Source organism: Mycobacterium sp. 2YAF39, from assembly GCF_052114565.1.
Taxonomy (GTDB): domain Bacteria; phylum Actinomycetota; class Actinomycetes; order Mycobacteriales; family Mycobacteriaceae; genus Mycobacterium.
The window spans coordinates 80,138-94,173 of sequence record NZ_JBFREZ010000012.1 but is presented as its reverse complement, the minus strand read 5'-3'; the positions used below and the strand labels follow the sequence as shown (position 1 = coordinate 94,173).

Below are 14,036 nucleotides of genomic sequence, written 5' to 3'. Positions count from 1 at the left end.
ATCTTTACTATTTTAGTATTCTAGGTCAAGGGAAGTGGAGGTCACATGCAGCGCCAACCGGTGTGCGCGATCGAAGACCTGCCGCCGGGAACCATGAAACTGGTGCAGGCCGGCAAGTTCGGCGTGGGCGTGTACAACATCGGCGGCGCGCTCTATGCGATCGCGAATTACTGCTCACACGAGGGCGCTCCGCTATGTCTCGGCTACACCAGAGGCACCACGGAATACGCCCCCGAGATGCCCGATCAGATTCGCCACGTGCGTGACGGTCAGATCGCGCGCTGCCCATGGCATCAGTGGGAATTCGACATCACCACAGGGGAAAGTCTCGCGGATCCGAAGAAGCGGGTTCGCACCTACGAGGTAGATATCACCGACGGACAGGTGTTTCTGACCGCATGACGATCATCGACGCGAACGTCCAGCCGCATTTCCGGTACAACGCCGAGATCCGGCGCTACCTGTCGGCCCCGCACAAGCTGCGCGCGATCCCCGACGTCGAACAGCAGTGGTATCAGGCGCCGGGCGGGGATTACCGCAAGGATCTGTACGGCGACGGCTATCCGGGGTCGGACCCCGAAACCGTGGCCCGTCATCTCTTCGACGACAACGGTGCCGACTACGCGATCCTGAACCCGCTGACGCGCGGCAACATCGCCGACTACCTGTTGAACAGCCGGATCTGCGCCGCGGTCAACGACTGGCTGCTGGACCGTTGGCTTGAGCCGGACACATCGGACCGCTTCCGCGGCACCATCCGCGTCAACCCGGAGGACGTCAGGGGTGCGGTCGCCGAGATCGAGCGATTGGCCGACCATCCGAAGATGGTGCAGGTCGGTGTCCCGATGCAATCGCGCGAGCCGTACGGCAAGCCGATGTTCGAGCCGATCTGGGAGGCAGCCGCCGGGCATGGCCTGCCGGTTGCCGTGCACATCAACGGCGGCAACGGCGTCGACCATGCGCCGACATTCGCCGGTCACGCCTACACCTATCCGGGGTACGGCGCGTTCATGCCGTTGAACTCGTTCGTCCACCTGGCGACGCTGATCATCGACGGGATGTTCGGCAGGCACCCCGACCTGCGGTTCATTTTCGCCGACGGCGGCTACGACATCCTCACGCCACTGATGTGGCGGCTGGACACGTTCTGGATGTCGATGCGGGACCAAACCCCTTGGGTGGACAGGTTTCCCAGTGAATATCTGCGCGACCACGTGCGGTTCTGTACATCCGCGCTGGACGGGCCGACGCAGGAAGACCAGGCCGAACGGTGGATGGACTTCACCGATAAGGCCGACCTGCTCATGTACGGGTCGAGTTACCCGCACTGGTCGACAACCAGGCCCGACGCCGCCGTCGCCGGTCTCAGCAGTGCGCAGCGGGAGAAAGTGCTGTGGCGCAACGCAAGCGAGCTCTTCGGAGTTTCCGAAGTGGAAGGGAGCCTGACATGACAACTGTCGAGGATGTTCAGGAGACCACCGCCGCACGGGACATCGCCGTGACGATCGTCGACACCGACGTCCACCCGCTGCCGGTGTCGGGCGAAGTGCTCAAGTCCTACGCACCCCCGGAGTGGAAGGACAAGCTGTGGCCGACCGGCAATGCGGTGTCGCCGGTGCCACATTTCTACGACACGCCGGACTCCTACAAGACCAACTCGCTGCGGGTCGACGCCGGCCCGCCGGGAGGCGGTGTCGCGGGCAGCGATCCGGACTTCGCCGCCAAGCAGTTGCTGGTCGATGCCGGTGTGAGTATCGCTGTCCTGGAACCGATGTGCGACGCGCAGCTGCCGCAGGCCGAACACATCCTGAAGGCCACCCACAATGACTGGCTCGCCGACGTCTGGCTCGGCGAGAACAACTGGCACGGCCGGTGGCGGGGTGCGATCAGTGTCACCGCCCAGGACGCCGACGCGGCGGCGCGGGAGATCGAGCGCTGGGCCGGGCATCCGTACATGGCCGAAGTCCTGATGACACCACAGACTCGTGGGATCCCGTTCGGCAGCCCGCATTTCGACCCGATGTACGCCGCGGCGGCCCGAAATGGTCTTCCCGTCGCCACACACCTGATGGGGCAGACACCGTTTGAGTTGATCCCGATCTACCCGGTCGGCAACCCGGCGCACTGGCACGACTTCTTCGCGTCGTGGCCGCTGCTGTACGTGTCGCATCTGATGAGCCTGGTGTTCGACGGAGCCTTCGACCGCCATCCCGACCTGCGGGTGGTGTTCGTCGAGGGCGGTTTCACGTGGGCACTGCCCGCGATGTGGCGGATGGACCGAATCTGGGAGCAGCGCAAGGCAGATCTACCGCATGTGCGCCGCAAGCCGTCCGACTACGTCCGTGAGCATGTGCGGTTCACCACGCAACCACTCGAGGAAGTCGACCTCGGCGAGTACCGCCAATACCTCGAGTTGATGGATATGGGCGACAACATCATGTTCTCGACGGACTACCCGCACTGGAGTTACGACTCTCCGGACTGGGCGATCAGGCGGTTCCCGGCCGACCAGCGTGAGCGGATCATGCGCGGCAACGCCACGGCGCTGTACGGCCTGCCGTCGACGGTCAAGGCGCTTCCTTCGGAACTGCCGGGCGCGGGTGACGTCGCCGTCTGACGGGCACGCCGTCGCATCGGCACTGACCGACCTGGTCCGCGATTACGACAAGCGGTGGTCAAGCCTGGATCTCGTTGCGCTGGGCGACCTTTGGGAGCGTGCCGATCCCGCGCCGATCTACGTTGGCGACGAGTACCCAGCACCGTTGATAGGCAACGACGAACTCGAACGACACTGGGCGAGGGTGGCGGCCAGGCTCACGTCGGCGACCGTCTCATCGACATTGCACGAGTTCGACGTGGTGGACGACACCGTCGTCCGCGCCATCGTGCTGAGCCGGTGGCGGTTGCGGAGCACCGAGGCGGGCGGCGAACGGACGGGAGCCAGCTGGATCACGTGGCTGCTTGTCCGCCGCGGCGACCGGCTGCGCATCTTCCACCAGATGGAGTCGCAGGTGCACCTCGCCGAGTGACTCAGCGCGTGGTGCGGCGCTCGGCCTCCAGCGGAACCACGGGGTCGCGGGCGTGGGGGCCGCGAGTGATTGCGTTCAAGCGGATCTCGGGCAGGTCGACGGACGGGTCGAGGGTGTCCAGCCATGCGACGGCGTCGGCGACATCGCCGGCACGGATCGCATACATCTCGAACGGCACGTCCTGCAGCATCTCGGTCTCGACAGGCCCCGGCGTGACGATGTGCACATTGATGCCGTCCCGGTCGACCTCACGGGCAAGTGCGCCCGCGAACGCATTCATGCCGGCCTTCGACGCCGAGTAGGCCGTGCGCGCGAGCATGGGTTCATGCGCCGCCGACGACGATATGAACACGAAGCGCGAGCCTGCCTTCATCTTGGGCAACGCCGCTGAGGTCACCACGAAACACGAGTCCAGATTCGCCGACATCGTCGCGCGCCACTGAGCGAAAGTCTGCTTGCGGGCATAGGTTCCGCCAAGAATGCCCGCGGCATGCACGACGAGGTCGATCTCGTCGAACGCCTCGACCGCGGGAGCGAACGTCTCGGGTTGCGCCGCGTCGGCGACGGCGTAGCGCGCACCCATGTCGGCGGCCGCGGCGCGCAGCGGTGCCTCGCGACGTGCGGTCAGGACGACGTCGTAGCCGAGTTCGACGAGCTTGCGCCCGCATGCGTTTCCGATTCCACCGCTTCCGCCGGTGACCAGGGCGTTACGCACAGGCCACCGGTTAGTACCCGCGTCGGGCCAGTGCCTGCGGCGACAGTGCCACGATCCGCTGTTCGGGATCGACTGCACTGAAGTAGGTCTGGGTGTCGGCGATGTGACGGGCCGAAAGCTTGCGGGCACGCTCGCCGTCCCCGGCTTCGATGGCGTCGGAGATCTTGTTGTGAATCGACATGGCGATGCGGCGCTGGCTCATCGACGGGTATTCGCCGCGCGCCGTGGTCTCCTGGGCCCACCAGTTGAGGTGACCGGTCCAGAGCGTCTCGAGGCTGCCCACCACCGCGATCATCGTGTGATTGCCGCAGCCGCGGACGACCTCGTCGTGGAACTGTCCACCGATCTCGGTGAACTTGGCGCCGTCCTCGATGTGCTCAGCCATCGACGCGTTGATCTCTTTGAGCTTCGGAACGAGCTCATCGCCGCGGTTGGCACGCCGCGCCGCCAGCGCCGCGCACATGGGCTCGAGTTCCTGTAGCGCGGCGCCCAGATCGGCCAGTGGCACGGTGTCGCTCTGCAGCAGGAGTCCGAGCATGTAGGCCGCGCTGGCTTTCGCGGGCGCGTGCACGACGGCACCTCCGCGGTTGCCTCGGCGCACCGAAACGAGACCCTCGGTCTCGAGGATTCGCAGGGCTTCCCGCAACGACACCAGGCTGACCCGGAACTGCTCGACGAGCACTTCCTGGCGGGGCAGCAGATCGCCGTCGGCCAGCTCGCCGTCGATGATCTGTCTGCGGAGTTCGTCCGCCACGATCTCGGCCGTCCGGCGCGAGCCGAGCCGGCGCCGAGCCTCCGGGCCAATTCCCAACGTGGTCATATTGCCAACAATGCTAACAGTGAAAGGCCCGCTACCTGGGGTCTACGTGATCGCTATCTGACAAAAGTTACTAAGATGACAAAGAAACCACAGGAGGTTCTGGCGGGTGAGTGGCCGTGAATGATGCAGCACCTACGCCGCTGCAGGGGTTGCGTGTCGTCGAGATCAGCGATCGTATCGCCGGCGCCTACTGCGGGAAACTGTTGGCCGACGCCGGTGCCGACGTCGTCAAGGTCGAGCCAGCTGCCGGGGATCCGCTGCGCCGGTTCACCGCGTCGGGCACCGTGCCGCCCGACTGCGCGGACGCACCGCTGTTCACCTACTTGAACGCCGGAAAGCGCAGTGTGACAAGCGTTTCCGACGACCTGTTGACCGCTGCGGACATCGTGCTCGTCACGGCGACCAGATCCGCGGCGATCGAGCGGGGTATCGATCCGGCGCGTCTGCTGGAACTGGCGCCCGGCCTGATCGTCGTCACCATCTCCGATTTCGGCTGGACGGGTCCGTGGGCGGAGCGACCCGCCACGGAGTTCACGTTGCAGGCGGCATCCGGGCTCACGGGGTTCCGCGGCGATCCCGCGGGGCCGCCGATCTCGATCGGCGGCGACCTGGGGGAGTACCAGGGCGGCGTGTGGGCGGCGTTCGGCGCGATGGCCGCCCACCGCGGGGGTCACGGCGCGCACCTCGATTTGTCCATGCTCGAGGCGATCACGCTGATGCAGAGCGGTGAATGGCTGCATTCGCAGTTGCTGAAGGCGCCGCATGTCCGGCGCTCTGTCGAAGTGCCATCTATCGAACCGGCCAAGGACGGCTTCGTCGGTATCAGCATGGTGACCGGGCAGCAGTGGCTCGACTTCGCCGCGATGGTCGACTGTCCGGAATTCACCGAAGTGCCTCAGTTGCAATTCCAGATCGGGCGATGGGATTACCGCGACTGGATCCGGGAGCGTATCGACCCGTGGATGCGCGAGCGCACCGTCGAGGAGATCGTCGAACTGGGTCAGCTCTTCAGGCTGCCGTTGGCCCAGTTGGGAAACGGCTCCACGATCCCCGATATGGACCACCTGCAGCAGCGCGGCGTCTACGTGAACAACCCGGCCGGGTTCCGTCAACCGCGCCCACCGTGGCTGATGTCGGCTGCCACGCCGTCACCGATACGAACCGCACCAGGGATCGGCGATGCCGGCCTCGAATCCCTCTGGGAGCCAAGGCGGCCCCCCTCGGATTCGGCGGCCTCCGGTCGACCCCTGAGCGGCCTGCGAGTCGTCGATTTCACCGCCTTCTGGGCGGGTCCGTCGGCGACGCACTCGCTGGCGGCGTTCGGCGCCGAAGTGATCAAGGTCGAGTCGATCCAGCGGCCGGACGGAATCCGCTACTCGGGCGGAATGCGCAAGGACGTCGACGACTGGTGGGAGTACGGCTGGGTCTTCCACGCCATGAACACCAACAAGCGCTCGGTCACGCTCGACCTGCAGACCGATGTCGGCAGGGGCCTGGTCAAGAAGTTGATCGAACAGGCCGATGTGGTGATCGAGAACTTCTCGCCGCGGGTGATGGATCAGTTCGGGCTCGGAGCCGACGAACTGCTCGAACTCAACCCACGCCTCGTGATGGTCCGCATGCCGGCATTCGGGCTGACCGGTCCGTGGCGGGACCGGGTGGGCTTCGCGCCGACGATGGAACAGATCGCCGGGCTGGCCTGGGTGACGGGCCTACCCGACGGCCTGCCGGTGGCTCCGCGCGGCGCCTGCGATCCACTCGCGGGTACGCACGCGGCGTTCGCACTCATGGCGGCACTCGAATTCACCGAACGCACCGGTCGCGGTCAGCTCGTCGAGGTGCCGATGATCGAGAGCGTGCTGAACGTCACCGCGGTTCAGACAATGGAATTCGAGGTTTTCGGGTCGATCCTCGAGCGGCGCGGCAATCAGGGGCACCCGGGCGTCACGCAGGACATCTACCGGTGTGCGGGCGACGACAACTGGATCGCGGTCGCCGCGCGTAACGACGACGAACGGGCCGCTCTGGCGGCGGTGATGGGCGGCGAGGACGGTGACCCCGCAGAATGGTTCGCCACCCAGGATGCCGTCGCGGTGGTCGAGCGGCTGGTTGCGGCCGGTGTGCCCGCGGCCGTGGTGATTTCGCCGTCGGTGGTGATCGAGAACCCGCAGCTGGTGCACCGGGGCTTCTTCGAGCCGCTGACACACCCGAGCACCGGGCCCGGCCTGTATCCGTGTCCGCCGTTCGCCAAGCCCGCCGGCGTGGACGCCTGGCTGCGCCGGCCGCCGCCCACGCTGGGGCAGCACAACCGCGAGGTGCTGACCGAGCTGTGCGGGCTCGCGGAAGCAGATCTCGAACGGCTGACCGCCGACGGTGTCATCGGCACCAGGCCGAAAGGGCTCTGACTCAGCGGGGAGTCAGGGAAATCGACATCCCGTCGTAGATCGACATGTTGTTCGCCAGGTTGGGGTGGGTGACTTTCGGTGGGCCGAGATGGATGTCGTCGGCACGCAACAGCAGTTCGTCGAGCGCCGCACGAATCTCGGCCCTGGCGAGCATGGCGCCGAGGCAGTGGTGGGGCCCGCCGCCTCCGAAGGTCACGTGCGGATTGTCGGTGCGGCCGATGTCGAACCGGAACGGCTCTTCGAAGACGTCCTCGTCGCGGTTGGCCGAGCGCAGCATCGACACCACCCGGTCGCCTGCGGGAATGGTGATGCCATCCATCTCGACGTCCACCTTGGCGGTGCGGGTCCAGAACGCCACCGGAGAGGACCAACGCAGCACCTCCTCGACCGCACGCGACCGAACCGACTCGTCGCTGCGGTAGCGCTCGATCTCGTCGGGGTTGGCGACGAACGCCTGAAGTCCGCCCGCCAGCGCGTTCTTCGTCGTATCGCTGCCGGCCAGGGTGAGCACGAAGAAGAAGATCTCGAGCTCGTTGGCGGGGATGGACAGCTCCTGTCCGGTCTCGTCGGTGACCACCGCGGTGGTCAACGTGCTCCAGATGTCGTCGGTCGGATTGCGCCGCTTCTCGGCGGTGAGTTCCGTCGCATACGTGAAGATCTGCCCGAACAGCTCGAAGTGCTCCTGCGGATTCGTCTGGTCGTCAGCCTCATTGGTCTTGAGGATGCGATCGAGGGTGTCGAAGATGTGGGGCCGGTCCTCGTCGGGGATGCCGACGATGTCGCCGATCACCGACATCGGCAGCACGTCGGCGACGTCGTCGATCCAGTCACCGCCCCCGGCCTGGAGCAGCCCGTCGATCATCGCGGCGGCCCGCCGCCGGATGCCGTCCTCGAGTTTCCCGATCGCCTTCGGGGTGAACGCGTGCGACATCACCCGCCGACGCTTGGTGAGCACGGGCGGATCCATGGTGATGACGTTCGGAAACGCACCGATGGGCCCGATGCCCTGAATCAGGGGACCGTCCGCCGCGGTGAACGAGTCGGTGTCGCGGTGGATGCGCTGCGCGTGATGATGCTTGGTCGTCATCCAGAAGTCGCGTTTGACCGTCTGGGCGACACCTTCGGTCAGCTCGTGGTGGAAGATCGGCAGCTCACGGCGCCATTGGGCGAACAGATCGTCGGGAAAACCGTTCTGCCACAACGCAGAATCCGACAGATCGACCGGAGTGGTCGTGGGCATGCGGTCTCCTCGCGTCGCCGTCTTGACCTAGAATGCCTAAAATAGTAAAAATAGGCAACGGGCAGGTTTGACGACCTGCGGTTATGGCGCGCGCGGACGGAGAAAGCATGACGGCAGGGTCTTTTCAACAAGAAGAGGTTCACGACCCGAAGATCGATCCGTCCGAGCGGGAGTTCGGCCCGAGCGGGATCAGCCTGTCGACGTACCGCTTTCCGACGGGCTGGTTCATCGTCGGGTTCGCCTCCGAGCTGGCGTCGGGTCAGGTCAAGCGGGCGCACTACTTCGGCGAGGACCTGGTCATCTTCCGCACCAAGTCCGGCAAGGTGAACGTGCTCGACGCCTACTGTCAGCACCTCGGCGCGAACATGGCCGTCGGCGGCACCGTCGAGGGTGAGCACATCGTTTGCCCCTGGCACGGCTGGGAGTGGCGCGGGGACGGCACCAACGCGCTGATCCCGTACAGCAAGATCGGCTGCAAGCAGAACGTGCGGATCAAGTCCTACCCCGCGCAGGAGTGGTACGGCTTCATCATCGTGTGGCACGAGCGCCATGGCCGCGCCCCGTACTGGGAGCCGCCGGTACTGCCCGAACTCGAAACCGACGACTACTACCCGCTGCATCCGCACTCGCGGATGCTCAACCGGGTCAAGGTGCACGCGCAGATGATCATCGAGAACGCGGCCGATCCGTACCACGTGCAATTCGTCCACAAGGCCGACAGCGCCGCCAACACAACGTCGTTCGATGCCAACGGCTACCACCTTCACGCGACCGTGACGGCGAACTTCGGCGGCGGCCGTCCCGCCACGTGGCTCACACCCGAGGGTCCGGTCGACGCCAACATCATCTATGACAACTACTCGCTGGGGCTCGGCATCGTGCGGTTCCCCAAGGAGCTCGTCGCGACCATCGAGGTGACCGGGCAGACGCCGGTGGACGAGGACTACACCGACTACTTCTACACCCAGGCGTCGGTGCGCGAGCCGGGCGACACCGGCGACAAGCCGGGTGGGCGCGCCGCGAAGTTCCTTGCGCTGCAGCAGGAAGTCATCAAACAGGACTTCTTCACCTGGGAGAACATGAAGTACCTCGAGAAGCCCAACCTTGCGCCGGAAGAGGCGCGCGACTACGCGGCTTTGCGGAGATGGGCACACAGGTTCTATCCGGGTGAAGAGCCGTCTCCGATCGACTTCGGCTACACCGCCGACGGTGAGCCCGACCCGGCTGCAGCGGGGGCGTGATGCCCCCTGGCCGGGTTGCGGCGCTAGACCCGGCGGCGTTCGGGGTCGAACGCTTCAGCGTCCCTGCGGTACTCGACCGACGCGCCGAGCAGTACGGCGACCAGGTGATGATGTCGATCGCCGGAACGCCGGTCACCTTCGCACAAATGCGAGACCGCTCGTGCGCTGCCGCGCACATCCTCTCCGATCTCGGGATGAAACGCGGCGAGACGGTGGCGCTGTTCACCGGAACCTGTCCGGAGTGGGTGTACTTCTGGCTGGGCGCGGCACGGATCGGGGCGGTGTCGGCCGCGGTCAACGGGGCCAGCAAGGGTGAGTTCCTCGCGCATGCGCTGAACCTGTCCCGGGCTTCGGTGGTGATCGCCGACGACGAACGGCGGGACCGACTGGCCCAGGTCGGCCGCGAGGTGCCGACGCTGAGATCCACACTCGCTGTGGACAGCTCGCTCACCGACGCGCTGACGAGCGCATCCGTCACCGCGCCCGACGTCGAGCCCGTCGGGCCGGATGAGGTCGGTGCGCTGTTCTTCACCTCCGGCACGACGGGGCCGTCCAAAGCCGTCGCGACCACCTGGCACTACCTGTTCACCGCCGCGGCGACCGTCGCGGCTTCCTGGGAACTCGAACAAGGCGACACGCTGTGGACCGCCATGCCGCTGTTCCATCTGAGCGCCGCACCCACCGTGCTGGCGCCGATGTTGCTCGGCGGCACCAGCGTGCTGGCCTCCGCATTCCACCCCGGCGAGGTATGGGATGAGATAAGGAACTGCCGTGCAGTGGGTTTCGCCGGCGCGGGCGCCATGGTGTCGATGCTCGCGGGCCTGCCGCCTGATTCGCGGGATGCCGAACTCGGTATGCGCTTCATCTCGGCCGCCCCCATCGCCGCGGACATGTACCGCGAGATCGAGCAGCGCTACCGGTGCCGGATCGTGACGATGTACGGCCTCACCGAGGCGTTCCCGATCGCCTACAAGGCGGTTTCCGACGAAGGTAGGCCGGGTACCTCAGGTCAGGTCAATCCGGCGTTCGATGTGCAGATCGTTGACGGACTGGGCAGTCCGCTGCCCACCGGAATGGTCGGTGAGATTGCCTGCCGGGCGCGGACAGCACATGCAATGAGCGAGGGGTATGTGACGGCCGTGCCCGCCGGGGCGGACGGCGCGCCTGGCCTACATGTCGAGCCGCACCCGGAATGGTTCGGAACCGGGGACCTCGGCTCGCTGGACGGCGACGGGAATCTCACCTTCGTGGACCGCTCGAAGGACTCGCTGCGCCGCCGCGGCGAGAACGTGTCCTCGGTGGAAGTCGAACAGACCGTGATGGGCCACCCGGCCGTGTCGGAGGCGGCGGCCGTCGGCCTGCCCAGTGACCTCGGCGAGGACGACATCCTCGTCGTGGTGACGTTGCACGAGGGTGCGACAGTCGATTTCGCCGAACTCCTGGATTTCTGCTCGGCCCGCATGCCGTACTTCTGTGTGCCGAGATACCTCGAGACGCTCGACGAGATTCCGAAGAACGTCATCGGACGCGTCCGCAAGGACGTGCTCCGCAGCAGGGGACTGGGCGCCGACGCCTGGGACCGCGAAGCGCACGGCTACGTGCTCAGCCGGTAGGAGATCAAATGTCATTGACGTACCAACAGCAGTTCGTGCTCGACGGACTGGCAGGGCGGGCGGCCATCCTCAATCTGGACGCGAGACACAACCGGCTGTACTCCGCCGGTGACCTCGTCGGCTGGATCACCACGTTCCGGCATGCGGGTGCGACCTACGTGCGGGCAGGGGAGTCTTTCACCGACCTGCGCAAGGCGTTCGACGGCGGTGATGGGACACGGCTCGTGACCGTCGACCACGAGATCAATGTCGACGGGGTCGACGCTACTCAGAAGTGTGTGGCATTGCTGCTGCGCGACAACCAACTTCAGGCCTCCGGCACGTTCAGCGACCGGCTCATCTACGAACGCGGCGGCTGGTACTTCACGTCCCGCGAACTCGAGTGGGATCATGTGCCGCACGAGAGCGCGCTGTCCGTGTGAGCGAGGGCATCCGGTACGAGTTCGCCTTCGGCACCTACGAGGACGCCCTGCGCATGGTCGGTGTCCGTACGGCGCCGAGATACGCTGGGACGGCGGTGAGCGGTGCGCGCATCCAGCACTTCGCGTCGATGGTTCGCGATCCCAACCCCGCCTACTGGGACGCTGACTTCGGCCGCGAGGTGTGGGGCGCTCTGCTCGCGCCGCCTGCACTGCTGATGGGCTGGCTGATCCCGCCGCCGTGGCTACCCGCCCCCGAGCCGCCGGTCCCTTCTATCGCGATCCGGGTGCCGCTGCCGGGAACGACGTTCATCAACGCCTCCAACGACGTCGAGTTCCCCGCGACCATCCTCGAAGGCGACCATCTGCACATAGTCGAGGAAGTCGTCTCCGTCTCGCCGGAGAAGACGACCCGCGTGGGAACCGGACACTTCGTCGAGACACGTGACCACTTCCACCGCTCCGACGGGGCATTGGTCGCCATCAACCGAAACACGTTGTTCCGGTTCACCCCCGGGGTGCAATCGTGACGTCCTATCGCCGACTGTCGTGGGACGACATCGCCATACCCACCGAGCTCGCCGAAGTCATCGACACGATCGACTACCAACGCGTCATCATGAACCCGGGGGCGACGTGGGACTACTTTCCCGGTCACTTCGATCCCGATTACGCGCAGCGGCACGGCCATCCGACGATTTTCGTGAACACGATGCACACTGCGGGGTTCGTGGATCGGATCGCGACCGGCTGGGCCGGGCCCTACAGCAGGGTGGTGCGACGTAAGGTCTCGCTGCTCGGCTCGTTCTATGCCGGGGATTCGATGGTCGGCCGCGGCCGCGTGGTCGGCAAGCGGGTCGACGCGGCGGGTGATGTGCTGCGGCAGCTCGTGGATCTCGAGATCGCCGTCTACAACCAGCGCGACGAATTGTGTTGTCCCGCAGAGGTCACCCTCGAAATACTGAGCTAGGTCCGCAGTCACCGCTCGGCGGGAACGAGGATCGTCTTGCCGCGGAGCCGGCCGGCATCGGAGTCGTCGTGCACAATCGCGGCCTGATCGAGCGGGCGGCGCTCGGCTATCTCAATGCGCAGTTGTCCGGCGTCGACGAGGCTGACCAGCTCGGCGAGTTGCGCAGCGTCGCTGCGCACGAAGATCCGCTGCGTGCGGATTTCGCGGTCCGGATTCTGCGGCCCGAAGACCATGGTGCCGACGTGGAAGCCGCCGTCGGCGATCACACCGATGAGGGCTTCTGTCTGATCGTCGGTGGTGCTGACCAGGTTGAGCACCACGTCGAATGGGGCGCCGTCGATCTCGATCGGTGACCGCGTGTAGTCGATGTAATCGACGATGCGTTCAGCCCCGAGGCCGCGAAGCCGCTCGGCGTCGTGCGCCTTGGCGGTGGCGGTGACGACAGCGCCTGCCTGCTTGGCCAATTGGACGGCGTAACCTCCGACAGCGCCTGCGGCGCCGTTGATCAGAACCGACTGCCCACGCGTGAGCCCGGCGATTTCGAACAGCGCCTGCCAAGCCGTCAGCGCGGGCTCCGGCAGGGCCGCGGCATCGGGCAGCGGCACTGAAGTCGGTGCAACGGCCAGCGATTCTGCGGGCACGAGGGCGAACTCTGCTGCAGCGCCGTCGGTGTTCAGTGGCAGAAACGCCACCACGGCGTCTCCGACATTCCAGCCCGTCACGCCCTCCCCGATTTCGGCGATGGTGCCCGCGACGTCGACGCCGGGGACGTGCGGGAAGCTGACGTGGTACACCTGCGCCAGGTAGCCGCCGCGGATTCCGGCGTCCACGGGATTGAACGAGGTGGCGGCCACCTTCACCAGGACTTGCGACAGACCCGGCACCGGGCGGGGGGCGTCCTCGTATTGCAGAACTTCGCTACCGCCATACCGGTGGTATCGCACAGCCTTCATCGTCTTCCTCCTCGGGTATGTACTTCGATATCGAAGCATTTACCCTCGGTCCAACTTGCTTCGACCTCGAATCAATTCCCGGCGGAGGTGTGTGATCTGCCCCACTGCTTCGACATCGAAGCAGTAAGCTGACGTGTGGCCAAAGCTCTCAAACCCGAGCAGATGCGCACCTACCTCGTGCTCACCGAGGCGGTCAGTCTGCTGCAATACGCCGTGCGCCAACAGCTTCAGACCGAGGGTGGTCTCAGCTACGTACAGTTCGAAGTCTTGGCCCGACTCGCCGATGCCGACGGCCGGCTCACCATGACCGACCTCGCTGATGGGGTGGTCTACAGCCGCAGCGGTTTAACGCATCAGGCAGGTGTGCTGGAGAAAGCTGGGCTCATCACCCGCACGGCAAGTTCGCACGATCAACGGGCCATCATCGTCGACATCACCGCGGCGGGCCGGGCCCTTCTCGCTAAGGTTCTGCCCGGCCACATCCAGGTGGTGCGTGACCTTCTCTTCGACACGCTCTCGGCTGCGGACGTGCGCATTCTCGGTGACATCATGAGCCGCGCTCGCGATCACATGCGCACCCTGCCGCCGCGATCTGCCAAGCGGAGCGTGCGACACCCCGGCACGTAGTCAC

The 14,036-nt window shown here is 65.9% G+C and carries 15 protein-coding genes; 11 read left to right on the top strand and 4 right to left on the bottom strand.

Going from position 1 to position 14,036, the window contains the following annotated elements:
* The first annotated feature begins 45 nt into the window (after positions 1-45).
* Genes AB4Z42_RS26015 through AB4Z42_RS26000 form a run of 4 tightly spaced genes read left to right on the top strand, consistent with a single transcriptional unit; the run spans position 46 to position 3,029 of the window.
* Positions 46-402, top strand: a complete 357-nt coding sequence (locus AB4Z42_RS26015; protein WP_442012123.1) for a Rieske (2Fe-2S) protein — start codon at positions 46-48, stop codon at positions 400-402.
* Positions 399-1,451: an amidohydrolase family protein gene (locus AB4Z42_RS26010; protein ID WP_442012122.1), complete on the top strand. Its 1,053-nt coding sequence runs from the start codon at positions 399-401 to the stop codon at positions 1,449-1,451. Before AB4Z42_RS26015 ends, AB4Z42_RS26010 begins: the two co-directional genes overlap by 4 nt.
* Entirely contained in the window at positions 1,448-2,617 is a 1,170-nt protein-coding gene (locus tag AB4Z42_RS26005) for an amidohydrolase family protein (RefSeq protein WP_442012121.1), read from the top strand. The genes AB4Z42_RS26010 and AB4Z42_RS26005 overlap by 4 nt, the downstream gene beginning before the upstream one ends.
* Positions 2,601-3,029, top strand: a complete 429-nt coding sequence (locus tag AB4Z42_RS26000; RefSeq protein ID WP_442012120.1) for a hypothetical protein — start codon at positions 2,601-2,603, stop codon at positions 3,027-3,029. The genes AB4Z42_RS26005 and AB4Z42_RS26000 overlap by 17 nt, the downstream gene beginning before the upstream one ends.
* A gap of 1 nt (position 3,030) precedes the next feature.
* Here the strand turns inward: AB4Z42_RS26000 and AB4Z42_RS25995 are convergent, their stop codons facing one another.
* Positions 3,031-3,744, bottom strand: a complete 714-nt coding sequence (locus AB4Z42_RS25995) for an SDR family oxidoreductase (RefSeq protein WP_442012119.1) — start codon at positions 3,742-3,744, stop codon at positions 3,031-3,033.
* Positions 3,745-3,754: 10 nt separating this feature from the next.
* The gene (locus tag AB4Z42_RS25990; RefSeq protein ID WP_442012118.1) at positions 3,755-4,564 is read right to left on the bottom strand and encodes a FadR/GntR family transcriptional regulator; all 810 of its coding nucleotides are present in this window, start codon (positions 4,562-4,564) and stop codon (positions 3,755-3,757) included.
* A gap of 116 nt (positions 4,565-4,680) precedes the next feature.
* On the opposite strand from AB4Z42_RS25990, the gene AB4Z42_RS25985 reads away from it, so the two are divergent.
* On the top strand, positions 4,681-6,969 hold the full coding sequence (locus tag AB4Z42_RS25985) for a CaiB/BaiF CoA transferase family protein (protein WP_442012117.1): 2,289 nt from the start codon (positions 4,681-4,683) through the stop codon (positions 6,967-6,969).
* A gap of 1 nt (position 6,970) precedes the next feature.
* On the opposite strand, the gene AB4Z42_RS25980 is transcribed toward AB4Z42_RS25985, so the two are convergent.
* Entirely contained in the window at positions 6,971-8,209 is a 1,239-nt protein-coding gene (locus AB4Z42_RS25980) for a cytochrome P450 (RefSeq protein ID WP_442012116.1), read from the bottom strand.
* Positions 8,210-8,316: 107 nt separating this feature from the next.
* On the opposite strand from AB4Z42_RS25980, the gene AB4Z42_RS25975 reads away from it, so the two are divergent.
* Genes AB4Z42_RS25975 through AB4Z42_RS25955 form a run of 5 tightly spaced genes read left to right on the top strand, consistent with a single transcriptional unit; the run spans position 8,317 to position 12,452 of the window.
* Complete coding sequence (locus tag AB4Z42_RS25975; RefSeq protein ID WP_442012115.1) at positions 8,317-9,450, top strand: aromatic ring-hydroxylating oxygenase subunit alpha; 1,134 nt, start codon at positions 8,317-8,319, stop codon at positions 9,448-9,450.
* Positions 9,450-11,063 (top strand): AMP-binding protein, encoded by a 1,614-nt coding sequence (locus AB4Z42_RS25970; RefSeq protein ID WP_442012114.1) that lies wholly within the window; start codon positions 9,450-9,452, stop codon positions 11,061-11,063. The genes AB4Z42_RS25975 and AB4Z42_RS25970 overlap by 1 nt, the downstream gene beginning before the upstream one ends.
* A gap of 8 nt (positions 11,064-11,071) precedes the next feature.
* A complete protein-coding gene (locus AB4Z42_RS25965) occupies positions 11,072-11,485 on the top strand; it encodes a nuclear transport factor 2 family protein (RefSeq protein WP_442012113.1) in 414 nt (137 codons plus the stop codon).
* Positions 11,482-12,012 (top strand): FAS1-like dehydratase domain-containing protein, encoded by a 531-nt coding sequence (locus AB4Z42_RS25960; RefSeq protein ID WP_442012112.1) that lies wholly within the window; start codon positions 11,482-11,484, stop codon positions 12,010-12,012. The genes AB4Z42_RS25965 and AB4Z42_RS25960 overlap by 4 nt, the downstream gene beginning before the upstream one ends.
* Positions 12,009-12,452, top strand: coding sequence for a MaoC/PaaZ C-terminal domain-containing protein (locus tag AB4Z42_RS25955; protein WP_442012111.1), 444 nt, complete (start codon positions 12,009-12,011; stop codon positions 12,450-12,452). The genes AB4Z42_RS25960 and AB4Z42_RS25955 overlap by 4 nt, the downstream gene beginning before the upstream one ends.
* An 8-nt stretch (positions 12,453-12,460) precedes the next feature.
* Here AB4Z42_RS25955 and AB4Z42_RS25950 read toward each other — a convergent pair whose 3' ends face one another.
* Positions 12,461-13,405, bottom strand: coding sequence for an NADP-dependent oxidoreductase (locus tag AB4Z42_RS25950; RefSeq protein ID WP_442012110.1), 945 nt, complete (start codon positions 13,403-13,405; stop codon positions 12,461-12,463).
* A 135-nt stretch (positions 13,406-13,540) separates the two neighbouring features.
* On the opposite strand from AB4Z42_RS25950, the gene AB4Z42_RS25945 reads away from it, so the two are divergent.
* Positions 13,541-14,032, top strand: coding sequence for a MarR family winged helix-turn-helix transcriptional regulator (locus AB4Z42_RS25945; RefSeq protein ID WP_442012109.1), 492 nt, complete (start codon positions 13,541-13,543; stop codon positions 14,030-14,032).
* The last annotated feature ends 4 nt before the right edge of the window (positions 14,033-14,036 follow it).